Origin of the sequence: Brevibacterium sp. XM4083, assembly GCF_006489205.2 — a bacterium.
Classification (GTDB): Bacteria; Actinomycetota; Actinomycetes; order Actinomycetales; family Brevibacteriaceae; genus Brevibacterium.
Window position 1 is genome coordinate 664,256 of the sequence record NZ_VFYR02000001.1, and the last position, 25,405, is coordinate 689,660.

22 protein-coding genes and 1 tRNA gene are annotated in these 25,405 nt (G+C 68.6%); 17 read left to right on the forward strand and 6 right to left on the reverse strand.

Annotated features, from left to right (window positions below; translation table 11 throughout):
• Positions 1–50 precede the first annotated feature (50 nt).
• The 5 genes from FJ887_RS02855 (at position 51) to FJ887_RS02875 (ending at position 4,038) form a co-directional block, all read left to right on the forward strand.
• A complete protein-coding gene (locus FJ887_RS02855; protein ID WP_137824396.1) occupies positions 51–281 on the forward strand; it encodes a hypothetical protein in 231 nt (76 codons plus the stop codon).
• A 510-nt stretch (positions 282–791) separates the two neighbouring features.
• The gene (locus tag FJ887_RS02860; protein WP_137824395.1) at positions 792–1,172 is read left to right on the forward strand and encodes a cold-shock protein; all 381 of its coding nucleotides are present in this window, start codon (positions 792–794) and stop codon (positions 1,170–1,172) included.
• Positions 1,172–2,194 carry a DUF3027 domain-containing protein gene (locus FJ887_RS02865; RefSeq protein WP_249356463.1) on the forward strand — a complete coding sequence of 341 codons (1,023 nt, stop codon included), beginning with the start codon at positions 1,172–1,174 and terminating at the stop codon, positions 2,192–2,194. Before FJ887_RS02860 ends, FJ887_RS02865 begins: the two co-directional genes overlap by 1 nt.
• An 8-nt stretch (positions 2,195–2,202) precedes the next feature.
• A complete protein-coding gene (locus FJ887_RS02870) occupies positions 2,203–3,462 on the forward strand; it encodes an MFS transporter (RefSeq protein WP_140954809.1) in 1,260 nt (419 codons plus the stop codon).
• A gap of 81 nt (positions 3,463–3,543) precedes the next feature.
• A complete protein-coding gene (locus tag FJ887_RS02875; RefSeq protein WP_137824393.1) occupies positions 3,544–4,038 on the forward strand; it encodes a DUF456 domain-containing protein in 495 nt (164 codons plus the stop codon).
• 80 nt (positions 4,039–4,118) lie between these two features.
• On the opposite strand, the gene serC is transcribed toward FJ887_RS02875, so the two are convergent.
• A complete protein-coding gene (gene serC / locus FJ887_RS02880; RefSeq protein ID WP_212743274.1) occupies positions 4,119–5,270 on the reverse strand; it encodes a phosphoserine transaminase in 1,152 nt (383 codons plus the stop codon).
• 115 nt (positions 5,271–5,385) lie between these two features.
• Between serC and pdxH the strand changes: the two genes are divergently transcribed.
• The 7 genes from pdxH to FJ887_RS02915 all read left to right on the forward strand — a co-directional run bounded on the left by pdxH (position 5,386) and on the right by FJ887_RS02915 (position 13,148).
• Positions 5,386–6,057 carry a pyridoxamine 5'-phosphate oxidase gene (gene pdxH / locus FJ887_RS02885; RefSeq protein ID WP_137824391.1) on the forward strand — a complete coding sequence of 224 codons (672 nt, stop codon included), beginning with the start codon at positions 5,386–5,388 and terminating at the stop codon, positions 6,055–6,057.
• 128 nt (positions 6,058–6,185) lie between these two features.
• The gene (locus FJ887_RS02890; RefSeq protein ID WP_249356460.1) at positions 6,186–7,745 is read left to right on the forward strand and encodes an aldehyde dehydrogenase family protein; all 1,560 of its coding nucleotides are present in this window, start codon (positions 6,186–6,188) and stop codon (positions 7,743–7,745) included.
• A gap of 158 nt (positions 7,746–7,903) precedes the next feature.
• Positions 7,904–8,590: an iron-dependent transcriptional repressor DtxR gene (locus tag FJ887_RS02895; protein ID WP_137824390.1), complete on the forward strand. Its 687-nt coding sequence runs from the start codon at positions 7,904–7,906 to the stop codon at positions 8,588–8,590.
• Positions 8,591–8,973: 383 nt separating this feature from the next.
• Positions 8,974–9,816 carry a C40 family peptidase gene (locus FJ887_RS02900; RefSeq protein WP_137824389.1) on the forward strand — a complete coding sequence of 281 codons (843 nt, stop codon included), beginning with the start codon at positions 8,974–8,976 and terminating at the stop codon, positions 9,814–9,816.
• 462 nt (positions 9,817–10,278) lie between these two features.
• Positions 10,279–10,779: an HNH endonuclease gene (locus FJ887_RS02905; RefSeq protein WP_137824388.1), complete on the forward strand. Its 501-nt coding sequence runs from the start codon at positions 10,279–10,281 to the stop codon at positions 10,777–10,779.
• A gap of 223 nt (positions 10,780–11,002) precedes the next feature.
• Positions 11,003–12,067 carry a universal stress protein gene (locus FJ887_RS02910; RefSeq protein ID WP_137824387.1) on the forward strand — a complete coding sequence of 355 codons (1,065 nt, stop codon included), beginning with the start codon at positions 11,003–11,005 and terminating at the stop codon, positions 12,065–12,067.
• 4 nt (positions 12,068–12,071) lie between these two features.
• Positions 12,072–13,148: a permease gene (locus FJ887_RS02915; protein ID WP_137824386.1), complete on the forward strand. Its 1,077-nt coding sequence runs from the start codon at positions 12,072–12,074 to the stop codon at positions 13,146–13,148.
• A 29-nt stretch (positions 13,149–13,177) separates the two neighbouring features.
• Here the strand turns inward: FJ887_RS02915 and FJ887_RS02920 are convergent.
• Positions 13,178–13,250 (reverse strand) — tRNA-Arg (locus tag FJ887_RS02920).
• Between the two features lie 107 nt (positions 13,251–13,357).
• Here FJ887_RS02920 and FJ887_RS18485 point away from each other — a divergent pair.
• Together FJ887_RS18485 and FJ887_RS18280 are read left to right on the forward strand one after the other, a co-directional pair.
• Complete coding sequence (locus FJ887_RS18485) at positions 13,358–18,697, forward strand: PDDEXK-like endonuclease domain-containing protein (RefSeq protein ID WP_140954808.1); 5,340 nt, start codon at positions 13,358–13,360, stop codon at positions 18,695–18,697.
• Positions 18,698–18,917: 220 nt separating this feature from the next.
• On the forward strand, positions 18,918–19,043 hold the full coding sequence (locus FJ887_RS18280) for a hypothetical protein (RefSeq protein WP_283202121.1): 126 nt from the start codon (positions 18,918–18,920) through the stop codon (positions 19,041–19,043).
• Positions 19,044–19,241: 198 nt separating this feature from the next.
• Here FJ887_RS18280 and mscL read toward each other — a convergent pair whose 3' ends face one another.
• The 4 genes from mscL to FJ887_RS02945 all read right to left on the reverse strand — a co-directional run bounded on the left by mscL (position 19,242) and on the right by FJ887_RS02945 (position 21,759).
• The gene (mscL, locus tag FJ887_RS02930; RefSeq protein WP_137824384.1) at positions 19,242–19,709 is read right to left on the reverse strand and encodes a large conductance mechanosensitive channel protein MscL; all 468 of its coding nucleotides are present in this window, start codon (positions 19,707–19,709) and stop codon (positions 19,242–19,244) included.
• 181 nt (positions 19,710–19,890) lie between these two features.
• Positions 19,891–20,520: an SAF domain-containing protein gene (locus FJ887_RS02935; RefSeq protein ID WP_137824383.1), complete on the reverse strand. Its 630-nt coding sequence runs from the start codon at positions 20,518–20,520 to the stop codon at positions 19,891–19,893.
• 137 nt (positions 20,521–20,657) lie between these two features.
• On the reverse strand, positions 20,658–20,987 hold the full coding sequence (locus FJ887_RS02940; protein ID WP_137824382.1) for an FmdB family zinc ribbon protein: 330 nt from the start codon (positions 20,985–20,987) through the stop codon (positions 20,658–20,660).
• A gap of 109 nt (positions 20,988–21,096) precedes the next feature.
• Positions 21,097–21,759, reverse strand: a complete 663-nt coding sequence (locus tag FJ887_RS02945) for a 5-formyltetrahydrofolate cyclo-ligase (protein ID WP_249356457.1) — start codon at positions 21,757–21,759, stop codon at positions 21,097–21,099.
• A 46-nt stretch (positions 21,760–21,805) separates the two neighbouring features.
• Here FJ887_RS02945 and galU point away from each other — a divergent pair, with 46 nt between their 5' ends.
• The 3 genes from galU (at position 21,806) to FJ887_RS02960 (ending at position 25,401) form a co-directional block, all read left to right on the forward strand.
• Positions 21,806–22,708 carry a UTP--glucose-1-phosphate uridylyltransferase GalU gene (galU, locus tag FJ887_RS02950; protein ID WP_137824380.1) on the forward strand — a complete coding sequence of 301 codons (903 nt, stop codon included), beginning with the start codon at positions 21,806–21,808 and terminating at the stop codon, positions 22,706–22,708.
• Between the two features lie 118 nt (positions 22,709–22,826).
• Positions 22,827–23,468 (forward strand): GNAT family N-acetyltransferase, encoded by a 642-nt coding sequence (locus FJ887_RS02955; RefSeq protein ID WP_137824379.1) that lies wholly within the window; start codon positions 22,827–22,829, stop codon positions 23,466–23,468.
• A gap of 88 nt (positions 23,469–23,556) precedes the next feature.
• Positions 23,557–25,401, forward strand: coding sequence for a hypothetical protein (locus FJ887_RS02960; RefSeq protein ID WP_137824378.1), 1,845 nt, complete (start codon positions 23,557–23,559; stop codon positions 25,399–25,401).
• Positions 25,402–25,405 lie beyond the last annotated feature (4 nt).

Sequence of the window (25,405 nt, forward strand, 5' to 3'; positions counted from 1 at the left end):
GGTACAATGGAGGGGTCAGGAACGCCCAATCACCTCGGGAAGGACGAGCATTGTCAGCCAAGCGTGCCGATACGGCCATCGTCGTCGTAGCCGTCGCAGCAGCCGTCATCGGAGCAGCCGCACTCATCGGCGTTCTGGGTCAGGCGTGGATGGGGTACACCCCCTCGCACTTGCTGACATACCTGCCGATGATCCTTCTGCCCATCGCCTTCGCTCTGCTCGCTGCGGTCGTCATCCGCTCAGCGCTCAGACGCAGGCAGCCAGGGGTGAATGAGAGCTGAGACGAACCGCGGGCTCACTTCCGCGGGCTCACGTCTCTGTGGCGATCACCTCCGTTCGGTCGGTGGTTCCATTCGCTCGGGGCCTCCGGTCGGACCGCAGTTCACGCCAGCTCACCGAAACCGCACCGACCGAGCAGCTGAGGACAGACGGCTCAGCCGGACCCAGCCCAGCGCAAGCAGAGGCTGCGACCAGTCGACGAACGCTCACCGTGACGCTCACGAACAGAGCAACGGCACGGGGCAGCCACCGGGCGACAGTGACACGTGAGGCGAGCGATGAGACTCCCGCTCAGCGGCCGGAGCCGCGTTCGGTTGTGAGGCCACGAGTGCGAGGCATTCGAGGCCGACCGACGAACCACCATTGACCACCTCCTTCCATCTGAGTGCGCAGGACATTACCGGCCACCACTGACACAGACCGGTATCGCCGGTCAGAGACACAGGACCCGACCGGGTCCTCCGAGACACCGCAGGGCTGCGCACCACGGCAGCACTGCACGAAAGGACACCATGCCAACCGGACGCGTGAAATGGTTCGACGCCGACAAGGGCTACGGCTTCGTCGTCGCCGAGGACGGCTCGCAGGCCTTCCTCCACTCCTCGGTCCTGCCCGAAGGCGCCGAGGTCACCAAGGGCACCCGCCTCGACTACGACGTCGTCGACTCCCGCCGCGGCGCCCAGGTGCTCAAAGCACGACTGATCAGCGCTCCCGCGAAGGTCGCGAAGGCCCGCCGCCGCTCCACCGAGGATATGGCGGTTATGGTTGAAGACGTCATCAAAGTTCTCGATGACCTGGGCAACGGCCTGCAGCACGGCCGTTACCCCGACCGCGAGCACGGGAACAAGGTCGCCTCGCTGCTGCGGGCGATCGCCGACGATTTGGAGTCATGATGTCCTCTCTCTTCACCACGTGGCTGGACGAACAGCGCGCGGGTACTCGGGCCGCCGCCTCGGCGCCTGAGGACGCGGACGTCGCCACCGCCTCGGCGCCGGTCGATTCCACCGATGCCGCTGAGGCCACCGTCGATGCCGCGGCGGCCAACCCCGATGCCGCGGCGGCCACCGTCGATCCCGGAACGGTCACGACCGCGACGAAGGCGGACGCGGCCTCGACACAGACCGCGGCCGCACCCGCGAAGCCGGCCCGCTCGACCCCGGAGAAGGTCGTCCTCGACGCCCAGCTGGCAGCGGCGATCGACGTGGCCCGGTCGGCGATCGCCGAGGTGGCCGGCAGCTCCGTGATCGGCGAGCACCTCGGCGCGCTGGCCGAGGGCACCCGGCTCGTCACCCACTACTTCGTGTGCACCGACCCGAGCTACCGGGGCTGGCGCTGGGTCGCCGTCCTCGCCCGAGCACCGCGGTCGAAGAAGGTCACGGTCTGCGAGACAGCGCTGCTGCCGGGTCCCGACGCCCTCGTCGCCCCCGAGTGGGTGCCGTGGGATCAGCGGCTCGAGCCCGGGGATCTCACCCCGCGCGACACCCTGCCGAAGGTCGACTCCGATCCCAACCTGCAGCCGGGCTACCAGCAGACCGAGGACAACTCGGCCGACAACATCGACCAGATCGCGAACTTCGAGTTCGGCATCGGTCGGGAGCGGGTGCTCTCCCCTGAGGGGATCTCCTCGGCCGCGACCCGGTGGGCGAACTCCGATGCCGGCGCTGAGGGCGAATTCTCCACCCGCGCCTCGGCGCACTGCAGCACCTGCGGATACTTCATGCCGATCGCCGGCTCGCTGCGCGAGCAGTTCGGGGTCTGCGCGAACGCCTGGTCGCCCTTCGACGGCCGCGTCGTCCAACTCGATTCCGGTTGCGGCGCGCATTCGGAGACCGACGTCAGACGCCAGGACACCGAACCTGCCGAAGCCGTCGTCGACGACTACGCCCGCGGCGAACTCGAGTTCCAGGAGGGCTGAACCACTCGATGGCCCACACGTTCCGGTCGCTCGCCGAACCGAACTACCGACACTGGTTCGCCGGCGCGCTCATCTCGAACACCGGAACGTGGATGCAGAGGACGGCCCAGGACTGGCTCGTCCTCACCTACCTGACGAACAACAACGCCTCGGCGCTGGGCATCACGATGGCGCTGCAGATGGGCCCGCAGCTCATCATGTTCCCCTTCGCGGGGGCGCTCGCCGACCGGTTCTCCAAGCGCGCGCTGCTCATGGTCACGCAGGCCCTCCTCGGCGCCGTCGGACTGCTGCTCTTCGTCCTCGTCATCACCGACACGATCGAGCTGTGGCAGGTCTATGTGCTCGCGCTCGTCCTCGGCATCCTCGCCACCCTCGACACCCCTGCCCGGCAGGCCTTCGTCTCCGAGCTCGTCGGCGAGAAGCTCCTGCCCAACGCGGTCAGCCTCAACTCCGCGTCGTTCAACGGGGCGCGGATGATCGGGCCCGCGGTCGCCGGAGTCATCACGGCCCTCGTCGGCGCCGGACCCGTGTTCCTCATCAGCGGGCTCGGGTTCGCCGCGACGCTCACCGTGCTCATCCGGCTCGACCGCTCACGCCTCCACCCGTCCAATCGCCGAGGCGGCGGCGGGGTCCTCGGCGGGTTCCGCTACCTGCGCTCCCGCCCGGACGTCGTCATCGTGCTCATCGTCCTCTTCATCGTGGCGACGTTCGGATTCAACTTCAACATCTACACCGCGACGATGGCGCGGATCGAGTTCGACAAGGATGCGAGCGGATTCGGCCTGCTCAACTCCGTCATGGCGATCGGTTCGGTGGCCGGCGCCCTCGCCTCGGCGAAGCGGGAGAAACCGCGACTGCGCTTCATCTTCGGTGCCGCCGGCGGGTTCGGCCTCGCCGTCGGACTCGCCTCGCTCATCACGAACTACTACGTCTTCGCCGCCGCGCTCATCCTCGTCGGATTCTCGTCGCTGACCATGCTGACCTCGGCCAACGCCTACGTGCAGACGACGACTCCGGCGTCCTACCGGGGCCGGGTGATGGCGATCTACGCGGCCGTCGTCATGGGCGGCACCCCGCTCGGCGCGCCGCTGGCGGGATGGGTCGCCGACGCTTTCGGTCCGCGCATGTCGATGGCCGTCGGCGCGGCCTCGGGCCTGCTCGCATTCTCAGTCGGGCTCGTCTGGATGATCGTCGCGAAGAACCTCCGCCTGACCTACGACCCGAAGTCGCGCATCCGGCTCCACGTCAGCTACCTCGGACACCCGTAGGTCCGCCGGGTGCCGCACACCTGCGTCCCGTAAGATCGGGCCTGCACTCTCGTCTCCGAACTCGAAAGGGCCCGTCACGTGGTGGATGCGGACATTCTCACATCGGTGCTCGTCGGCATCGCCGTGCTCATCGGCTGTCTCGGCATCATCGTGCCCGTGCTGCCCGGGTCGATCCTCATCGGCATCGGGGTGCTCATCTGGGCCATCGTCATCGGCACTCCCGCCGCGTGGATCGTCTTCGCGATCGTCGCCGTCCTCGTCGCCGCCGGGATGAGCGCGTCGCTCGTCCTCACTGGCCGCAAGCTCAAGGAGATGTCCGTGCCGAATCGGTCGGTCATGCTCGGGGGAGTGCTCGCGATCGTCGGCTTCTTCGTCATTCCCGTCGTCGGCCTGCCCGTGGGCTTTGTCCTCGGCCTCTACCTCGCCGAGCTGTCCCGGCTCAAGGACCCGAAGGTCGCGTGGGGATCGAGCTGGGGTTCGATCAAGGCGATCGGCATCGGCACCGTCATCGAACTCGGTCTCGCGCTGCTCGCCGCGATCACCTTCGGCATCGGACTGCTCATCCACTTCATGTGAGCGGACGCCGCGATGCCCGGTGCGCTGCGAGTCGAGACCGGCGGGCGTCGCAGACTACCCGGAGCCCCACTCCCGGGGCGTCAGGCGAGAGCGTCGATGACGAAGTCGAGGCAGCCCAGCAGAGCCTTGACGTCGGCCGGGTCGACGGAGACGAACGTCGCGATGCGCAGCTGATTGCGGCCGAGCTTGCGGTACGGTTCGACATCGACGATGCCGTTGGCGCGCAGCACCGAGGCGACGCGGGCGGCATCGACCGAGTCGTCGAAGTCGACGGTGACGACGACCGACGAGCGATCTGCGGGATCGGCGACGTAGGGGCGGGCCACCTCGGCGGACTCCGCCCAGTCGTAGACGTACCCCGAGGTCTCGCGCGTGCGCTCGGTGGCCCACTCGAGGCCGCCGTTGCCGTTCATCCACTCGATCTGCTCGGCGAGCAGGAGCAGGGTCGCGACGGCCGGGGTGTTGTAGGTCTGATCCTTGCGCGAGTTCTCGATCGCGGTGACGAGGTCGAGCGAGGCGGGGATCCAACGGCCGGAGTCCTTGATCTCCTGCGCCCGGGCGACCGCCTTCGGGGAGAGGATCGCCACCCACAGGCCGCCGTCGGAGCCCATGTTCTTCTGCGGCGCGAAGTAGTAGACGTCGGTCTCGGCGATGTCGACGGGCAGGCCGCCGGCACCGGACGTCGCGTCGATGACGACGAGCGCATCGTCGTCGATGCCCTGTGGCCGCGTGATCGTCGTCGCCACACCCGTCGAGGTCTCGTTGTGAGGCCACGCGTAGACGTCGGCGGTCCCGTCGAGTCCGGCGTCCGCCAGGGCGGCGGGGGAGGGGATCGCCGAGGTGCCCGGTTCGGCGGCGAGGATGAGGGAGTCCTGGAGGTGCGGGGCGGTGTCCGTGGCCTTCGCGAACTTCTGTCCGAACTCACCGAACGTCGCGTGGGCGGCGCGCTCGCGGACGAGGCCGAAGGCCGCGACGTCCCAGAACACGGTGGACCCGCCGTTGCCGAGGACGACCTCGTAGCCCTCGGGAAGGTCGAAGAGCTCGGCCAGTCCGGTGCGGATCCGGCCCACGAGGCTCTTCACCGGCGCCTGGCGGTGGCTCGTGCCGAGCACGGTCGCCCCGGCCGCGCTCAGCGCCTCGATCTGTGCGGAGCGGATGCGGGCCGGGCCCGATCCGAAACGTCCGTCGGCGGGCAGGAGTTCGTCTGGAATCGTCAGGTTCGTCGCAGTCACGCTCGCCATTCTAAGGTCTCGCAGCACAGCGACCGGGGGCCGTCTCATCACGTGCGGATCGTGCCCGCACCCCGCAGGGTCCGGCCGTGTCCGTGACCGCCCGTAGAGTGGAGCCATGAGTGAGCCTGTCGACCGCCTGGCCCAGACCCGGGCCTCCTACATCTCGTCCTCGTTCGACCGCCCCGAGGTCTCCCCGCTCGACCTGTTCCGCACGTGGTACGACGAAGCCGCCGGCCAGGTCCGCGAACCCAACGCCATGACCGTGTCCACGCTCGACGACTGGGGTCCCGTCGCCCGCATCGTCCTGCTCAAGGCCGTCGATGCCGCCGGCTTCGTCTTCTTCACCGACTACGACTCGGCGAAGGGACGGCAGCTCGCCGCCGATCCGCGCATCGCGGCGAGTTTCCCGTGGCAGGACATGCATCGGCAGATCCGGATCAGGGGCATCGCCGAGGCGGTCGCCGCCGCGGAGTCCGACGCGTACTTCGCGGTGCGCCCCCGCGGCTCCCAGATCGCGGCGAGCGTGTCGAAGCAGTCCCAGCCGGTGAGCGGGCGTGAGCAGATGGAAGCCGAGTACGACGCCGCGGTGACCGAATTCGAAGGGCGCGAGGTGCCGCGACCGGCGCATTGGGGCGGGTTCCGCATCCGGCCGTTCGAGATCGAGTTCTGGCAGGGACAGGAGAACCGCTTCCACGACCGGTGGGTGTTCCGACGCGCCGACGGCAGCCACGACCCCGGCGATCTCGCAGCCGCCGACCAATGGGAGCTCGTCCGCCTCTATCCTTGACCGAAAGGTCAGGCCAGACTCTCTCCTGGACAGTCAGCCGCCCTGACCCAGACCCCTGCCGGGTCACCCGGCTCGCAGCGTCGTGAGCCGGGTGACCCGACCCCACCCCGAATCCTCAAGGAGCAGCAATGGCACAGTCACCGCAGTCGGCACCGGCCGACACCACCACGACCGGCAACGACCCGGCGGCACCGGAGCGACAGACCCCGGAGGCCGACCGGGACACCGCCGCCGGCACGGAGGAAGGCACGGTCGCCCGGTTCGACAACCTCATCGGCGGACAGCGCCGCGGCTCCGAGGACCGCGTGCTCAACCGCAACCCGTCCGATCCCGCCGACGTCATCGGCAGCTTCGCCCGCGCCGACGCCCAGACCGTCACCGACGCCATCGCCGCCGCCGCTGCCGCGGCACCGGCCTGGGCCGACTTCCCCGCGCAGCAGCGCTTCGCGATCCTCGACACCGCAGGCACCCTCATCGCCGAGCGTGCCGCTGACCTCGCCGATCTCCTCGCCCGCGAAGAGGGCAAACAGCTGGCCGAGGCCCGCGGTGAGGTGCTGCGCGCCGCGCAGATCTTCAAGTTCTTCGCCGGTGAGACGATCCGCAACACCGGGGAGATCATCGACTCCGTGCGCCCCGGCCTCGTCGCCGAGATGACCCACGAACCGATCGGCGTCGTCGGGGTCATCACGCCGTGGAACTTCCCCATCGCCATCCCCGCCTGGAAGATCGCCCCGACGCTCGCCTACGGCAACACCGTCGTCTTCAAACCGGCCGAACTCGTTCCCGGCTCCGCTTCGGCACTCGTCGACATCCTCGTCGAGGCGGGCCTGCCCGACGGGGTCCTCAACCTCGTCATGGGGCCCGGTCGCGTCGTCGGGGAGGTGCTCACCGCCTCGGCGGACGTCGACGCCATCACCTTCACCGGATCCGCCGCCGTGGGGCGCGGAGTCATCGCCGCTGCCAGCGACCACGGGATCCGCGTGCAGTGTGAGATGGGCGGGAAGAACCCCCTCGTCGTCCTCGGCGACGCCGACCTCGACGCCGCCGCCGATGCCGCTGTCAACGGCGCCTTCTTCTCCACCGGACAGCGCTGCACCGCCTCGTCACGGCTCATCGTCACCGCTGACGTCCACGACGAATTCGTCCGGCTCGTCACCGAGCGGATGCAGGGCCTGACCGTCGGCGATGCCCGCGCCGAGGGCGTCGACATCGGTCCCGTCGTCTCCGACGACCAGCTCGCCCAGGACCTGCGCTACATCGGCATCGCCCGGGACGAAGGCGGCGAGGTCACCGGCGGTGACCGCGTCGAGGCGGACACGGAAGGGTACTTCCTCGCACCGGCTCTCGTCACGGGCACGAAACCGACCGACACGATCAACGTCGACGAGGTCTTCGGTCCGGTCGCCTCGGTGATCAAGGTCGCCGACTACGACGAGGCGCTCGGGGTGGCCAACGACACCGCGTTCGGCTTGTCCGCGGGCATCTTCACATCGTCGCTGAAATATTCGAGCCACTTCAAGCGTTATGCCCAGGCAGGCATGGTGATGGTGAATGCGCCGACGGCAGGGGTGGATTACCACGTGTCGTTCGGAGGCCGGAAGGGGTCGAGCTACGGACCCCGCGAACAGGCTCGAGCGGCACGCGAGTTCTACACCGTCCACAAGACGGCGTACGTCAACGCGGGCTGAGCACCGCAGCGATGCCGCGGCCACGATAGAATCGATGAGAATCTCAGGGGGCCGCGAGACACCGCAGCCGGGGCACGGTCGCACGCCCCCTGAAATGTGTGAACGCCTGACATGGTCTTCCCAGACCTGAAGACGAAGAGTGGAGTGGCTGGTCTTAAGTGAACGACCTCGTCGATACAACCGAGATGTACCTCAAGTCGATCATCGAACTCGAGGAGCAGTCGATCGTGCCCCTGCGGGCCCGCATCGCCGAGCGCCTCGACCATTCGGGACCCACCGTCTCCCAGACCGTGGCCCGGATGGAGCGCGACGGACTGCTCCATGTGAGCAATGATCGGCACCTCGAACTCACCCCGGAGGGGCGCCGCATCGCCACCGAGGTGATGCGCAAGCACCGTCTGGCCGAACGGCTCCTCGCCGACGTCGTCGGTCTCGAGTGGGAGCTCGTCCACGACGAAGCGTGCCGGTGGGAGCATGTGATGAGCGAGCAGGTCGAGCGCAAACTCGTTAGCCTGCTGCCCGATACGAAGTCCGGTCCCTACGGCAACCCGATCCCGGGCCTCGAGGTCATCGGTGCCGAAGCGAGCAATGGCGCCGAGGTGGTCGACCTCGCGACCGCGGTCGCCCGCGACGGGGCCACGCAGCTGACGATCGCATGGCTGGCCGAACCGCTGCAGGTCGACATCCACCTCCTCCAGCAGTTCCAGGTCGCCGGGGTCATGCCCGGCACCGATGTCGAGATCACCCGCAACGGCGAATACATCACCGTGCAGGTGCCCGGCGCCGAGGACGTCCTCGACCTTCCCGTCGAGACCGCCTCGCACGTGTTCGCCCACCAGCGCTGATCAGTCACCGGTCGTGACATCACGGCGCGGTCGCACGCTGTGACGGAGTCGACGCACAGTGCTCAGACTGTGTAACGAAACGTTGCACAACCCGGCCCGGGGAGCGGATCTCCGCTCCCCGGGCCGGTGTCTGTAACAGCGAATGTTACGGAGACATGAATCTCATTCGAGCCTCTCACCTCGGCTTTTAGGGTTAACCGCAGGGTTTCCCCACCCTGGTTGTGACAGAAACGTGACAATTGATCACCGATTGGTTACAGTTGTGGAGGTCGCCCGCGCAAGCAGGTGACTTCACGCCGGGAGCCGCACGCCACGCCCGCTGTGACACACACCAGGACCGAGAGTGGCGGTCGGAGGAATCCGATAGGTGACGAGAGGAAAACGTGGCAACTAAGCACCATGGCCGCCGCGCCGCAGAGACCAAGGTCAAGACCCCGCTGACCGAACTGACCGAACTCCTGAACGCCAACTCCGCCGTCTTCGGACGTCGCGCAGCCGTCGTCGCTGCCAGCGGTGGCCTTCTCACCGCAGCCGTTCTCCCGGCAGCCGGTCAGGCCGGAGACGACAACGTCGCTGTCTCCGCCGAGTCGCAGACCACTGAGGTCGCCGAATTCCAGAACCAGGCCGCCACGGTCGTTGCCAAGGGCAACACCGATGACAAGGACAAGAAGGCCGAAGGCTCCTCCTTCAGCGCCGACGTCCAGACCGTCACCGCGAAGCCCGCTCCCAAGCCTGAGCCGAAGCCCGAGCCGAAGCCGGCTTCGAGCGCGAGCTCCAGCTCGTCCGACTCCTCGTCGTCGGACAAGAAATCCTCGTCCAAGTCCGACAGCGGCAAGGACGACTCGAAGGACTCCGGCTCCGACTTCAAGATGCCTGATGGCTCGAAGGCCCAGCAGGTCCTCGCCATCGCGAAGCAGTACGTTGGCACCCCCTACGTCTCCGGCGGCACCTCGCCCAGCGGTTGGGACTGCTCGGGCTACACCTCCTACGTCTACGGCAAGGTCGGCGTCAACCTGCCCCGCACCTCCGGTGCCCAGGGCAGCGCAGGCAAGACCGTGTCGAAGTCCGAAGCTCAGCCGGGCGACCTCATCTGGAAGCCGGGACACATCGGCATCTACGCCGGCAACGGCATGATGTACGACGCCGGCAACCCCCGCGTCGACACCAGCTACCGCAGCATCGACTGGATGATCGACGGCGGCGCGAAGTTCATTCGCGTTCTCTGATTCGATTCGCCGGGAACTCCCCGCTTCACTCGACGGTCCTCGAGTGAGGCGGGGAGTTTCTGCATCCCCGGCGCGGTGCGACGCACTCGTGTGCTGGGCGTCCGAGGGCCGTGGCGGCCGGACAGGATCGGCGCAGAGAGCCGCTGGAAGTGAACGACGAGGGAAGAATTCATGACGCCGCCGGTATGAATTCGATCACAGCGGCAATCGGCGTTACTCTTGAGAAGATTGAGTTCCGTAAGCGATGGGAAATCGGATGGGGCATAGTCGAATATTCCGGATAGCCGCTCCAGGTTCTGGCGCGGAGTACATATCTGTGTCTATGTCCGTTTCCAAGGCGTTGTGCTGGTGCACGACGCCTTTTGTGTTCCCTGGGGCAGGTGCGCCGCCGGTGCGGCAGCGGGCGCGTCTGCGTGATCGGAGCAGTGGGACAACTCCGCACATGACGATGAGGGGCGAGATATGAAGACTCTCGTGCTCAATGCCGGATACGAACCGCTGTCGGTCGTGCCGTTCACCCGGGCTGTCGTGCTCGTGCTCACGGGCAAAGCGACAGTGCTCGCGGCGGAGGATGCTCCGGTGAGATCGCAGCACGTGAGCCTCGACCAGCCCTCGGTCATTCTGCTCACTCGGTACGTCAGACCGCCGCGGGACCGTCGGGTCTCGCTCTCCCGCCGCGGGGTGCTCCGCCGCGACAACCATCGCTGCGCCTACTGCACCCGGCCGGCGAGCACGGTCGACCATGTCATGCCGCGCTCGCGCGGCGGCGGCAACACCTGGGAGAACCTCGTCGCCTGCTGCCGGGACTGCAACAACCGCAAAGGCGACCGCACCCTCGGCGAGATCGGGTGGAAGCTGAGCTTCCGCCCCAAGGAGCCGCGAGTCGGTCAGTTCTGGATGCGCGGCATCGACAAGCCCGTCGAGCAGTGGCGTCCGTTCCTCGACATGGGCCATGCGGCCTGACCGCTGACGCGGTCGCCGGGGCCCGGTGCAGTCACCGGCGTCCGACGCCGGCCGACCCCTCTGCCGGTGCCGCCGCTCCGGTCCCGACAACAGGTCTGACCGGTGACGATGCTGTCCGCACTGTGATCGCCTGCGGATAACGATGTGACATCGACGGCAGTGTTCGACGCATTGTGCTCTAGTGTTGATTGTGAGAAGTTCGCTGCGACATAAGGAGCGTGCGATGTCAGAGCAGGACCGCACCCAGGGTGCCGGATCGCCGCCGGTCGGTGAGTCCGACGCGGTGATCGTCGGCATCGACGGATCCCCGCCGAGCAGGAACGCGCTCAACTGGGCGATCCAGGAAGCACGGTCGCTCGGCAAGCCGATTCGGCTCGTCGGGGCCTACACGATCCCCAGTGTCGCCGCCGCGGCGATCGACGTGTCGTATGTGCCGATCGACGACTCGGCGATCCGCCAGTCGGTGACGAACACGCTCAAGGAGGCAGCGGCGGAGGTCAAGGCCGCCGGCGTGCCGGTCGAAGCCGTCATCGAGATCGGCGATGCCGCCGGCGTGCTCATCGAGGAGTCGAAGACCGGGGGACTGACCGTCGTCGGTTCGCGTGGCCGCGGCGGGTTCGCCGGCCGTCTGCTCGGCACCGTCTCGAGCGCACTGCCCGCACACTCCGCGTGCCCGACGGTCGTCGTTCCAGCGGCATGGCAGGCCGAGACGGACAAGGCCGCCCATCCGACGTCGTCACGCCCGATCCGCCAGGACCGCGGAGAGATCGAGGAGACGGATCCCGACGCCGAGGCGATCGAGGGCCTGCGCTTCGACGGCAAGGTCGTCGTCGGCGTCGATTCGCTCGGGGCCGAGTCGCCGGCCCTGTGGAAGGCGGCCCGGCTTGCCGTGCGGCGCGGGTCGCCGCTGCACATCGTCGCGGTCATCACGACGACGGTCATCGGTCCCGAATGGCTGCCGAGCACCGCCGATCTCGAACGCCTCATCAACGAAGGCGCTGACAAGCTCGTCGTCGCCAAGCAGCGGATCAAGGACGAGTTCCCCGACCTCGACGTCACGTGGACCCTCTTCGACGGGCAGCCCGCCGAGGTGCTCGTGCGCGCCTCCGACACCGCAGAGGTCCTCGTCATCGGGTCCCGTGGGCGCGGCGGTTTCGCCGGCCTGCTCCTCGGGTCGACTTCGCAGTCGGTGCTGCCGTACTCGCAGTGCCCGACGATGGTCGTGCGGGTCTCCCGTGACGCCGACAAGCGGCGGGAAGAGGGAGAGATCCCCGAGCCGAGTCTCTGACACGGTGGATGCTCCAGCACAGACGGCGCCGCCTCCGACAGGGCGGCGCCGTCGTCTCGGCACCGCGGACTGGATCGGTCTGGGATTCCTCGTCGTCCTCCTCGTCGGCGGCCTCACCTGGTCGAAGTGGCTGCCGTACTGGGACCGGGCGTGGACGCTGAGTGAGACGTCCGTGTGGGACGGCAGCTCACTGTTCGCCGTCGCCGGGGACGCGATGTCACTGACGGGGGCCTGGGACTTCACCCTCGCGTACTTCCTCGCAGTGTGGAAGGCCCTCGTCGTCGCACTCCTCGTCGCTGCGGCGATCGATGCTCTCGTGCCCCGCGACTGGCTGCTGCGGGTGATGAACCGGCGGCACACGGCGACCCAGTCACTCGTCGGTGCGACGCTGTCGCTGCCGAGCATGATGTGCACATGCTGCGCGGCGCCGGTGGCGGCTGGCCTGCGAAGCAGCGGTGTCACCCGCAGCGCCGCCCTCGCGTACTGGGTCGGCAATCCGCTCCTCAACCCGGCCGTGCTCATCTTCCTCGGTCTCGTCCTGCCGTGGCAGTACGTGGGCACGCGCATCGGCGTCGGACTCCTCATCGCCGTCGGTGCCAGCGCCCTCATCGGCACGTGGTTGGCCGGTCGGGTCAAGGACGTTCCGACACCGGCCGCCAGCGAGCCCGTGCGATTGTCATCGATGCCGCTGCGCTATCTGCGCTCACTGTCGCGGTTCGCGCTCATCCTCGTCCCCGAACACCTCGCCCTCGTCTTCGTCATCGGCCTCGTCGCTCCCTGGCTGACCGGGCTCTGCGGCCTCGAGAGCCAGTTGGGAGCACTCGCGATCATCGTCGCCGCGTGCGTCGGCACACTGCTCGTCATTCCGACCGGCGGTGAGATCCCTATCATCATCACGCTGCTGGCCGCCGGGGTCGGAGCGGGGACGACCGGGGCGCTGCTCATCGCACTGCCGGCGCTGAGCATCCCGTCGATGGTCATGGTCGGCAAGGCGATGGGATGGACAGCGACTCTGGCAATGGGGCTTGCCGTGATGATCGGGTCGGTGCTGGCCGGGCTCGTGCTGCTCGCACTGACGTGAGGCGGCCCTGCTGAGAAGCGGCGTGAAGGCGCCCCCGGGCAGATTCGAACTGCCGACACCCGCTTTAGGAGAGCGGTGCTCTATCCCCTGAGCTACGGGGGCCGTGTGGCTGTCGTCAACCACGATCACCCAGTGTAGCGTAGAAGAAACCTCGATGATTCACGGTGCGCCAGCACGTGTTATGGGAAGTTTCTCGTTAGGGTCGAACTGTGCCAGATTCCGTTGTTGACGATCAGTACCCAGAGCTCGGGGGCGCGTTCGCCGAGTGGAAGCAGCAGGCCGCCCACCTCGGCGGTCGCGACACCATGCTTCATTTCCGGGACTCTCGCGACGGCAGCATCGACCTCTCGGGAGCCCACCCGTCGGGCCTCGCTCAGCTGCTCGCCGGTCGCCCCACACGCCTGTCGAGCCTGATCCGCGACCACGAGATCCTCGCCGACGCCCGCCGTCGCGCCCGGTCGATCCGCTCGAAGGCCGAGCAGCTCGACACCGAACGCGGCATCCGCACCGCCCACCTCGCGATCGGCTTCGCCTCGTGGACGGAGAAGGACTCCAAGTACAAGTTCAACGCCCCCGTTGTGCTCCGCCACATCACGCTCGTGCCGCGGGGCTCCCGTGTCGAGGACTATGAGATCGTCCTCGGCAACGAGATCACAATCAACCCGGCCCTCGTCCGGCACCTCGCCGAGGTGTACGACCTTGAGGTTCCCGTCGACGACTGGGTCGACGCCACCGGGGGGCCGCACGGCTTCGACCCGGGGCCCGCCCTTGACCGCCTCGGCGAACTCGCCCAGTCGGTGCCCGGTCTGCGGATCAACCACCGCTTCATCGTCTCGACGTTCGCGAACATCGCGAGTTCGTTCACCGGCGACTACCTGCCCACTCAGCATCCGATCCTGCGGGCACTCGCCGGCGACGCCGAGGTGCGCGGGCAGTTCGGCGGGGGCGCCACCGTGCCGTGCCGGACACCGCGATCAGCGGCACCGTCGGGACGGGACACGAGTGGCGCGACGTCCGCCGCATCCACGACCGCGCCAGGCAGCGTCGATGCGTCAGCCACCGGCGACGATGCCACGGTCACCGCGGCGACGGGGGCGGATTCCGATGCGGCAGGTTCCTCGGGGACTGCCGATCGCGCCGCCGAGAAGTCACCGACCACAGGATCGGCTCCTTCCGGCGCGAGCCCGGCGACGGGGACCGACTCGACAACGGCGACGAACGCCGACGCGACAACGGCAGCGAACACCGAAGCGGGTGCCGCCTCCGCATCGCGCAGGACCGCGGGGAAGTCTGACGGCGACGACGCTGCATCGTCCACCGACTCCGACGCCGACGCCGACGCCGGCAAGCGGGACGCAGGCAAGAAGCCGAAATCCGACACCACGGCCTCAGCCAAAGCGGACGCGACCGAGTCGACGACCACCGCCGTCAAGGCGTCCGTTGCGGACGGTGCACCGACGTCGGCGAGCGGCGACGAAGACAGCAGCGCCGCGCGCAGTGATCGTGCGGCCGACGACCGCGCTGCCGACGACAAGACCACCGGTGACCGAACATCCGGTGCCGCAACGACCTCAGGGTCGACAACCGCGGACTCGACGACCGCGGACTCGACCGCCTCCGGCAGCGCTGCGACGCCGGATGAGAAGACCGGAACTCCCAAGAAGACTGCGACTGGCACGGACGCTGCGACGGGCGCGGACGCCGCGACGGACCGGTCCGATGCAGCCGCGACAGGCACAGCCGCGCCCGGCGCCAGTGCCGAGACCGACACAGCACCCGAGGCTGGCGACGACACCGGCGAGCCGACCGTGCCGATCACCTCGGCGGAGTCGACCGGCGCCGCCACGCAGACCGGCTCGACTCCAGCCGCCGGTTCGGGACAATCCGGCTCGACAGCACGGCCCGGCACGACATCACCTGCCTCCGATGCGACGACGTCGGGGAAGCCGGCGGCGGGCGAGGAGTTCGTGCCCGCGGCGCTCCAGGAACCGGTCACGCCCCTGCCCGACCGCAAGCCGCAGGAGGAGTTCCTCGTCATCGACGTCGACGGTGACCAGCAGGCCGTCGTCGACGCCGCAGTCTCCGGACGGTCCGTCGTCGTCGACACCCCGCCGGGCACCGGCGCGACCCAGGTCGCCGTCGCGGTCGCCACGACACTCGCGCACACGGGCAAGAGCGTCCTCTTCCTCGCCCAGACCTCCGACGCGCTCGACGATTTCTCCGCCCGCCTCGGCGAGGTCGGACTCAGTGACTTCGCCGTCGATACCCGCGAGGGCGCCGACCACATCAAACGTCAGCTCATCGGCCTCATCGGCTCGGCTGAGCGGGCCGAACGCCCCGATCTCGCGGGCCTGCTCGGCGAGCTCAACGAGCAGCGTGCGACGCTGAGCGACCATGTCACCTCCCTGCACCGCCGGCGCGCGCCGTGGGACGTCTCCGTCTACGAGACGATGCAGCACCTCGCGGAGCTCACCTCGGGAGATGACTCGCCCCAGACCGGAGTCCGGTTCGGTGACGACATCCTCGAAGCCAGCGATGACCGGCGCACAGCACTGCGGGGCAAACTCGGCGAACTCGCGTCCCTCGGCGCCTTCACCCTCGACGTCGAAGACACCGTGTGGTTCGGCGCCGACCTCAAATCCGTCGACGAAGCCGAAGCCGCGCGCACCGTCGCCGAACGCCTCGGGCGCACCCTGCCCGACCTCGTCGCCGCGGTCGAACCCGTGCTCGCGAAGGCCAAGCTCAACCCCCGACGCAACCTCGACGACTGGTCGCGGGCGATCAAGGTCCTCCTCAGGGTCCGCGCCACACTCGACCGGTTCGCCCCCGACGTCTACGACCACCGGCTCGACGACCTCATCGCCGCCACCGGATCCTCGGAGTACCGGACCGAGCTCGGCGTCGAGATGGGCATGCTCCAGCGCAAGCGCCTGAAGAAGTCCGCGCAGGAGTTCCTCCGTCCCGGCGCCGAGGTGCCCGACCTCCATGCGGCTCTCATCGACGTCCGTGCCCAGCGGGTCATCCTCCGCGACCTCGCCGGCCATGACGGACGTCCGCAGATCCCACGCGGCGTCCTCGAAGCCGATGAGATCCTCCAGGGCGTCGAAGCCGACGTCGCTAAGCTCGCCCCGGTCCTCGAGACCACCCCCGACGGCGGCGACCTCGGCGGCATGCTCATCGAGGAGCTCCAGGCCCGCGCCGAGGCGATGGGCGGAGACTCCGAGAACCTCGCCGACCTGCCCGAACGCTCCCGACTCCAGCGCGAGCTCAGCGCCGAGGGCATGTCCGAGCTCATGACCGACCTGCGCCGCCGCAAGGTCGAGAAACACCTCGTCGGCCCGGAGTTCGACCTCGCCTACTGGGCGTCGGTGCTGCAGACGATGGCGAGCGAGGATCCGCAGATCGGCCGCCACGACGGGGCCGCCCTCCACCGCGTGGCCGAAGGCTTCCGCGACAATGACCGTGCCTTCGTCGCCGCCGGTGCCGGTCGCCTGCGGTTCAACCATGCCCAGGCGTGGAAGCGCGCGATCGACGCCGACCCGATCGCCGCCGGCGTCATCAAGCAGGAGCTGCTCTCCCCGCACACCTCGGTGCAGCGGATGTCGACGAAGGCCCCGGACCTCCTCACGACGCTCGCCCCCGTGTGGATGGCCAGCCCCTACACCGTGCCGGAGCTCTTCGCCGCCCTTCCGCTCTTCGACGCCGTCGTCATCGCCGACGGCGGTCGGCTCTCGGTCGCCGACGTCGTGCCCGGCATCACCCGCGCCCGTCAGGTCATCTCGCTCGGCGACTCGCGTCTGCTCGGTCCCCGGTCGTTCTCCATCGCCGTCGACCGGTGGGGCACCGACGATGGGGACCACCCGGACTCGGTGCAGGACCGCCTCGGCGAGTTCCTGCCGCGGATGAACCTCTCGAACTCCTACCGGCTCTCTCCTGTCGGCCTCATCGATCTCGCGAACCGCCACTTCTACGATTCGACGATCTCGACGCTGCCGACGGCGCACACCGGGGAGGGCACCGGCCTCGAATTCTCCTACGTCTCCGAGGGGCGCGGACCCACCGACATCGGCACGGGACGCGTCGAAAGCCCCGATGCCGAGGTCAAGCGTGTCGTCGAACTGGTGCTCAAGCACGCGCGCACGCGGTCGAGGGAATCCCTCGCCGTCGTCGCGCTCACGCCCCACCATGCACAGCGGATCGCCACGGCGATCTCCCGGGCGATGAAGGACCTGCCCTATGTCGCGGCGTTCTTCAACGACCCCGGCAAGGAGCCGTTCGTCGTCACCGATGCCGAACGCGTGCAGGGCATGTCACGGGATGCAGTGATCTTCTCCCTCGGCTACGGACGCACCGTGCACGGCCGGGTCATCCCGGACTTCGGTCCGCTCTCGGGCCCCGACGGGGATCGGATCCTCGCCGCCGTCGTCACGCGGGCCCGCAAGCGCCTTACGGTGGTCTCGAGCATCGAGTCCGACGACTTCGACGAAGCGAAGCTCACCGGGGGTGCGACCCTGCTGCCGAAGCTGTTCGAGGAGATCGCCGCAGGTGGTGTCCGCCAGCCGGGCCCGCACGGGGAGATCTACGATCCGCTGTTCAACGACATCGCCGATCGACTCCTCCAGCTCGGCGTCGTCGCCCACGAGCACTACAACGGCATCGACCTCGCGGTTGCGAACTCCGCCGAGGACGAGCACGGGATGATCATCGCCGTCTCCGGCGACGGCCCCGACTACGCCTCGATCCGCAGCCTCCGCCAGCGCGACCGGGTCGTGCCCGAACAGCTCGAGCGCCGCGGATGGAAGTTCATGCGCGTATGGTCGACGGATGCCTTCGTCGATCCGCAGGCCGAGACGGAGAAAGTCTTCGACGCATGGAAGGCGACGGTCGAGACGATGAGTCCGCAGGCCGTGCTCAACGCCGCCCGCGCAGCGTCCGTCGTCGTCGGGCGCACGGGCAGCCGACCGAAGCTCGTCCCCGGACTGCCGATGCACAAGTACTCTGACGAGGGTCTCGACGCGATGATCGACTGGATCCAGTCGGATGCGGTGGTGCGCGGCGACGGGGAGATCAAGGAACTCCTGCGGACCGCACTCGCGCAGAAGGGCAACAGCCCTCGCGGGGAGACGCAGCTGCAGGCGGCGGTCGACCGCTACCGTCAGCGCCATGCGCAGGCGAAGAAGGTCACCGGCGCCGAGGTGTTCATCCCGACCGCTGATGCGCGCGGTCCCGTGGAGGGCGAGGTCATTCCGAGCTTCGACACCGGGCAGATCCGCGCGGAGTCGCTGCGCGATGCCGGTCTCATCGACGCCGAGGCGGATGCCTCGGCAACGGATGCCTCGGCAGCGGGTGACCCTGTTGCGACCGACCGTGCGGGGGAGACCGGAGCGGGCGGTGCTGGTTCGGATGCGGAGTCGGACGACGCTGCCGGCAAAGAGTCGGACGTCGTTGCCGCGCCGAGGTCGGACGCTGAGGCGACGAGCGCCTCGGGGGAGGATGCGGCAGCCGGCTCCCGCAGCGGTGAGCGAGACCGCTCCGATGAGCAGTCCTGACGACGCTAAGACACCCGCGAACAACCCGGCCTCCCATGCGGCTGAGGATGCGTCTGCCGCGGATCGCTCAGCCGTGCCGGAAGGGAATCGCGGGGCAGGAGAGGCACCAACCGAGAGTCATGCCGTCGAGGACAGCCCCACGTCCGCCGAAGATCGCCACTCGCCAGCCGACGACCAGCCCACATCGGACGGGGACCGCCCGACAACGGACGAGGATGCGGTGAGGAAGGAGCGCCTCGAGAGGGCGCTGCGGAAGTATCGTGCGACCCTGCGCAACGAAGCCGAATCCGGCACTGAGGGATTCAGCGCCGAGCACTACCGGTCGCAGAAGCCCCCGCACTGGTGACAGCGCGGACTCGCACGCGCCGGCCTGAAGCTGCCTCGGGCTGAGACCACCCGGGCTGAGACGACCAGACGCCTGAGACCACCGGGCGCCCGAGACAACCAGAACCTGAAACCACTCGGCGCACGGACCCTCGCCGCCGACATGACGAAGGGCCGCCTCCCGGCAGGGGAGACGGCCCATCGTGACCACGTCGGGGACTCAGTGGCGCGGAGGCTCATTCGGGTCGATGTACCCGCCGCCCTGGCCCTGGGCGCCACCGGCAGGTCCGGCGTTGGCCGCAGCCTGGTTGCGCAGCAGATCGCGGATGTCGCCGAGCAGGTCCTCAGCGGTCGGGGGCACCTCGGACTCGGGCACACCGCGCTTGCGCAGCTCATTGAGCTTGTTCATCGGGACGATGATGATGAAGTACACGATGGCGGCAACGATGAGGAAGTTGATCGCCGCAGTGATGACCGCACCGATGTCGATGGTCGTCTCCGGCACGTTCGGCTTGATGCGGAACGCGAGCGCTGGTCCCTCGGCGCCGCCGACCGCCGCGATGAGCGGGTTGATGATCTTGTCGGAGAACGCCGTGACGATCGCAGTGAAGGCGCTGCCGATGATAACGGCAGTTGCCAACTCGACGACATTCCCCTGGAGAATGAAGTCTCTGAAACCCTTAAGCATTAGCGGCACCCTTTCAGTGGTGTGAGCATTAATGCAACTCTAATCTTTCAATGACGGTTACATAGTACACACCAGCAAGAGATCTCAACAGCATAGACATGCGAACAAATCGCGACATCCCGGTGTCGGCGATGAATGTGACCGGCGCAACAAAGGCTTTCTCCGCCGGAAGAATCGCGATTCACTGAGGGAGGATTGCAAAGCTGATCGGCAGACCGGCGAATTCCGCTATCCGTCCGGCGTCGTCGGGCGACAGTATTACAGAGACAAGTTGGCCTGATTCCGCGGCGATGCCGTTCTCCTTCCGGATGAGGCGCGCGATCGTCACCTCCTCGACGACGACCTCCGATCCGCCCTCGGGAAGCGAGCTGAAGAGGCGGATGCGCTGGCCCGGCTGCAGCAGGCCCGCGGACTCATCATCGGCAAGCCGGACGGGCATGATGAGATCGGTGCTCCCCGCCGGCAGCGCCTGCTGATCGAGTACCGCGGCGGCGGTGAGCGGGGACCCCTCGGACACGCCCGCCGAGGTCCGTTTGTCCACTGCCTCATCGATCGCGGAGAACGCCTTGCTCGGAACGAAGTCGCGGGGATAGTCGACGAGAGTGAGATCAGCGGCGGTGAGCTCAGTCCCCGGAGCGAGGTCCGCGGCGGCCACGACGACCGGGGTGTCGCCCTGTGCCGGAGTGAGGAGCCAGGCGAGCAGCGCGCACGCACCGGCGATGCAGGCGGCCGCGAGGAGTCGTCGCGGCCGCACCCTGGTCCCGGCGGCCGGCGAGGGCAGCTGGCGCCTGATGCGTTCGATGAGCGTCATGGTGGAGACGATGCGCCCGTGGCATCGGCGAGGTCAACAGACGACAGCTCCCCTGTGGATGCGCGGTGGGCATCCACAGGGGAGCTGAACACGAGTGGCGGCGGCGTCCCCAGGGGACTGCACGCGAGTGAGCGGGATCAGGAACCCGATGAGGAGCTCGCGCCGACCTTCTTCGCAGACGACGAATCGGAGCCGGAGGAGCCTCCTGTCGACGACGCGGACTTCGAGGAATCCGAGGAGCCGCTGGGCGCGGAATCCTTGTGCGACGGCGAGAGCGAACTCGAGGAGCTGTTGCGGGAGTCGGTGGCGTAGAAGCCCGAGCCCTTGAAGCTGATTCCCACGGTGCCGAAGACCTTCTTCAACTGTCCCTGGCATTCGGGGCAGATCGTGAGCGAGTCGTCGCTGAAGTCCTGGTGGATATCGAACTTGTGACCGCAGCTCTTGCATGCGTAGGAATAGACGGGCATTCGGAACCTTTCTTCGACGTAAGGATTATAGTCCACGGGGCCGAGCATCGGCGGTGTCGCGCCGCGGTGCGCACTAGCTGTCCACAGGACAACACACATAAGTGAGCGTTTATTTCTCCGGGGAGGGCCGCTCCAGTCCGTCCTCGGTGAGAGTTTCGCCGATGCGCAGATCCCACGGTTCGACGGTGAGCCCGGGCAGATCGGTTTCGTCGGCGAAGCAGACGCCGACGACCCGCGGGCCCGGTGCGGTGCGGGGGCTCTGCGCCTGGTCGAGGGGTGCTTCCCCGAATGGTCCGAACGTCCGGTCGTAGAACCCTCCGCCGTTGCCGAGGCGGGCTCCGCCGGGCCCGAATCCGAGGGCGGGGACGAGGATGAGGTCGGGGACCGCCTCGGCGAGGAGGGCGGTGGCGCTCAGCTGGGCGACAGGTTCCCGGATCCCCCAACGACCCTGCGGCCGCAGCGTGGCCATTGTTCCGGTCACCTCGCCGAATCGCAGGGCCTCACCGAGGCGGGTGACGACGGGCAGCAGGACGCGCGCCCCGCGGCGCAGGAGGTCATCGAGCGCCGGGTCGAGATCGGGTTCGCCGGGCAGGCCCGCGTAGGCGACGACGGTCCGTCCGGTGAAGTCGTCACCGGGCCTCATCCGGGCGATCGCCTCGGTGAGGGCAGTCGCAATCGTCGGCTCATCCGGCCGGGACGACGCGCGGAACCGCTCGGCCCGGCGCGCCCGCACTTGCGCGCGCAGACGCGCCTTCGATGTCTCAGGATCCACGCCCTTCAGCGTAACCGGTGGGTGAGGACTGGTTAAGATGAACGTCATGAGCGATCAATCCCACAGCACAGTTCGCAAGGCCGTCATCCCCGTCGCCGGCCTCGGAACTCGATTCCTCCCCGCCACCAAGGCCACCCCCAAGGAGATGCTGCCCGTCGTCGACAAGCCGGCGATCCAGTACGTCGTCGAAGAAGCCGTGTCCGCCGGTCTCGAGGACGTCCTCATGATCACCGGACGCAACAAGCGTCCCCTCGAGGACCACTTCGACCGGGTCGACGGACTCGAAGCCGCACTGGCGAAGAAGGGCGACGACAAGAAGCTCGCCGCCGTCCGCCACTCCTCGGAGCTCGCCGACATCCACTACGTGCGCCAGGGCGACCCCAAGGGCCTCGGCCACGCCGTGCTCAAGGGACGCCAGCACGTCGGCGATGAGCCGTTCGCCGTCCTCCTCGGTGACGATCTCATCGACGAGCGCAGCCCGATCCTGCCGAAGATGATCGACGTCGCCGAATCCACCGGCGGCAGCGTCGTCGCCCTCATGGAGGTTCCGCCCGAGCTCATCCACCTCTACGGCTGCGCCGCCGTCGAACAGACCGATGACGCCGAGGTCGTCAAGATCACCGGTCTCGTCGAGAAGCCCGCCCGGGAGGAGGCGCCGTCGAACCTCGCGATCATCGGCCGCTACGTCCTCGCGCCGGAGATCTTCGACGTCCTCGAGACGACGGAGCCCGGCCGCGGCAACGAGATCCAGCTCACCGACGCCCTGCAGACCCTGGCCGGGGACGCCGCGAGCCACGGCGTCTACGGCGTCGTCTTCAGCGGTGACCGCTACGACACCGGTGACAAGCTCGACTACCTCAAGGCCGTTGTGCAGATCGCGTGCTCGCGCGACGACCTCGGCGACGACCTCAAGGGCTGGCTCAAAGAGTACGTGGCGGACCTCGACTGAACGCCGATGCGAGATCGTGCCGCGCCACGGGGCGGCTGCCCGGTGACCCCGGCAGCCGCAGAGGCTGCCCGGTGAGTCCGATGACTCTCCGGGACCCCGGTGCCTCCCGGAGGCCCCGGTGATCGGTGACGGACCGCTGTGGCCGATCGAACTGCGCGACACCACGGCGGCGGTGACGCTGCGACCCCTGCGTCGCGGCGACGAGTCCGCATGGCGTGAGGTCCGTGCCTTCAACCGCGACTGGCTGCGCCCCTGGGACGCGACGCTGCCGGTGCCCGGCCAGGAGACCCCGAGCTTCCGGGCGATGGTGCGGATGTATGACAAGCAGGCCAAGCGCGGTCAGTCCGTCCCCTTCGCCATCGAGGTCGCCGGTGAGTTCCGCGGGCAGCTCACCGTCTCCGGGATCACGTGGGGCTCGATCCTCAGCGGGCAGATCGGCTACTGGATCGACTCCCGCGTCGCCGGCCGCGGAATCACCCCGCTCGCGGTGGCGATGGCCACCGATCACTGCATGTTCTCCCTCGGCCTCCATCGCATCGAGATCAACATCCGCCCGGAGAACGCGGCGAGCCTGCGCGTCGTCGAGAAGCTCGGCTTCCGCGACGAGGGCCTGCGGCGCAACTACATGCACATCGACGGGCGATGGAGCGATCACCGGACGTTCGCGCTCACCGTCGAAGACGTCCCCCACGGCATCCTCGCAGCCTTCCGTCACGGCACCGGCGGAGGCCGCGACGAACCCGGTGTGAGCAGGGCCTGAACCGAATCGTGTGAACTTCCTGGCGGATTGACCGACACACCACCGTCGTTCACGACGTTGTCCAATTGTGACCTCTAGGGTTTGCAGTGTGGACACCAGCATCATCGTCGTCATCGCCATCGCCGTGGTCTTCGTCGTCGTCGTGCCCGCACTGATCCGCCGCTCGGCCACCGAGATCTCCCGCATCGACCTCGACCGTGTCCCCGATGATGCCCGGGTGGTCCGTGCCGAGTCCCAGAATCCCTGCCGTGACGAGGCAGAACGTGTCACCATCTTCCGCGCCGAGGCGGCCCAGCCGTCCGTGCCGCGCATCGGTCACACCCCTGCCGGCACGGTTCCCAGCCTGCGGCTGTCCGCCCAGACCCCGGAACTCGCCGTCATCGACGGAGACGGTGAGTCCCGCGCCGAGGCGGTCGCCCCCGACGCGCAGATCGCGGAGCCCCAGCAGCTGCCCGTCGCCGTCGGCGAGTCCGCGTCGACGTTCGTCTCCGCCGGGCACGATCCCGCGCACGCCGCCGACGTCCGTCCCCTGCATCCTGCGGTGCGCGCCGTCTTCAGCCAGGCCCCGTCGGGGCCGACGAACTCGGCGAATGGTGGCACGGGCCGCCTCGGCGAGAACCCGCAAGGTCCGCAACAACCGACTTCCGCCGGCCGGACCCAGCCGCTTCACCCCCGCGGTGGAGGCGCCGACCGGCCCACGACGACTGCGGCGCGGGCACAGACGCCCGTGCCCGGTCCCGCGACACCCGAACAGACCGCCCGAGACACAGAGGACCCTGCGATGACTGAGAGTGCTGCCCGCCTGCGCGAATCCCTGCGGTCGACCGGAACGATGGTCCGCGGGTTCGCGCTCGTGTTCCTGGCCTCCGTGCTCGGCATCCTCGTCACCGGTGCCCTCGCGCTCGTCTCCGTCGTCCACCCCGCCCTCATCGGGGTGTTCGCGGGACTCGCGGTGGTCTCGCTCTTCATCGTGCGGACCCTCAATCTGCGCAAGCGCGACATCAAACGCCAGCTCCGCGGCTTCGGCACGACACCGGTCCGCGGCCGCGAGTCCGATGCGGTCGAGGAGGCCCCCGCTCGGGCGGTCTCGGAGCCTGCCGAGCCGAGCGCGCCGACTGCGCAGTCGACAGCACGGACACCGGCATCGCGGTCGGCCACGGCTGCCCAGCGCACCGTCGCGAAGTCGGTCGCAGCGGCCAAGCCTGCAGCCTCGGCCGCACCTGCCACGGCGGCTGCGGAGTCGAACGCGGAGGCAGCCGAACCGGCCGCTGCCGCGAAGGCCGCTCGCGCCCGTGCGGTCATGCAGCGCAGCGCCACGGCGAAGTACGCCCGTGAGGAAGCCGTGACCGGGGAGATCCCGATCGTGCACATCCGCAGCGAGGCCGCCGAAGGGCACACGACTCGTCAGATCCTCCTCACCGGACCGATTCCCGTCATCGACGAGGCCACCGCCGCTCCCGCCGAGGACGAGGATGCGAAGTCGAGTTCCGCCTCGACCGAGTCCGCTTCCGAGTCCGATGCTGTGACCGGGACCGGCCTGGCCGATGATCTCGCCGAGGCGGCTCCCGAACCGGCGCGTGCCCCGCAGGCGAAGGACGCTGCTCCGGCAGTGACCGATCCGTTCCAGCAGCGCCTCATGGCCCGCGGAGGCTGGTCGCCGACGCCGCTGCCCGTGCCGAGCTATGTCGATGCCCCCGAAGCCGAGCACGCCGTGCCCGCGGCGAAGGCCGCCGACGCGAGCTCGTACGAGACCGAGGCCCGCAGCCGCGAGGACATCGCCGCACAGTTCGCCGCAGAGCTCGGCTACCGCAACGAGCTCAGCGACTCCGCACGGGATGACAGCCCGCTCGAGCACGGCCGCAAGGCGATCCGGGCCACGAAGGCCCCGGCCCTCGACGCCGTCAACGACGTGCTCGCCCGCCGCCGCGCCTGAGCGC

Bases quoted from the DNA above. Each gene is read 5' to 3' on its own strand.
- galU (WP_137824380.1), top strand. From the start codon at position 21,806: ATGAGCGATCAATCCCACAGCACAGTTCGCAAGGCCGTCATCCCCGTC.
- FJ887_RS02905 (WP_137824388.1), top strand. From the start codon at position 10,279: ATGAAGACTCTCGTGCTCAATGCCGGATACGAACCGCTGTCGGTCGTG.
- FJ887_RS02910 (WP_137824387.1), top strand. From the start codon at position 11,003: ATGTCAGAGCAGGACCGCACCCAGGGTGCCGGATCGCCGCCGGTCGGT.
- FJ887_RS02870 (WP_140954809.1), top strand. From the start codon at position 2,203: ATGGCCCACACGTTCCGGTCGCTCGCCGAACCGAACTACCGACACTGG.
- FJ887_RS02890 (WP_249356460.1), top strand. From the start codon at position 6,186: ATGGCACAGTCACCGCAGTCGGCACCGGCCGACACCACCACGACCGGC.
- FJ887_RS02935 (WP_137824383.1), bottom strand. From the start codon at position 20,520: ATGACGCTCATCGAACGCATCAGGCGCCAGCTGCCCTCGCCGGCCGCC.
- FJ887_RS02865 (WP_249356463.1), top strand. From the start codon at position 1,172: ATGTCCTCTCTCTTCACCACGTGGCTGGACGAACAGCGCGCGGGTACT.
- pdxH (WP_137824391.1), top strand. From the start codon at position 5,386: ATGAGTGAGCCTGTCGACCGCCTGGCCCAGACCCGGGCCTCCTACATC.
- mscL (WP_137824384.1), bottom strand. From the start codon at position 19,709: ATGCTTAAGGGTTTCAGAGACTTCATTCTCCAGGGGAATGTCGTCGAG.
- FJ887_RS02860 (WP_137824395.1), top strand. From the start codon at position 792: ATGCCAACCGGACGCGTGAAATGGTTCGACGCCGACAAGGGCTACGGC.
- FJ887_RS02940 (WP_137824382.1), bottom strand. From the start codon at position 20,987: ATGCCCGTCTATTCCTACGCATGCAAGAGCTGCGGTCACAAGTTCGAT.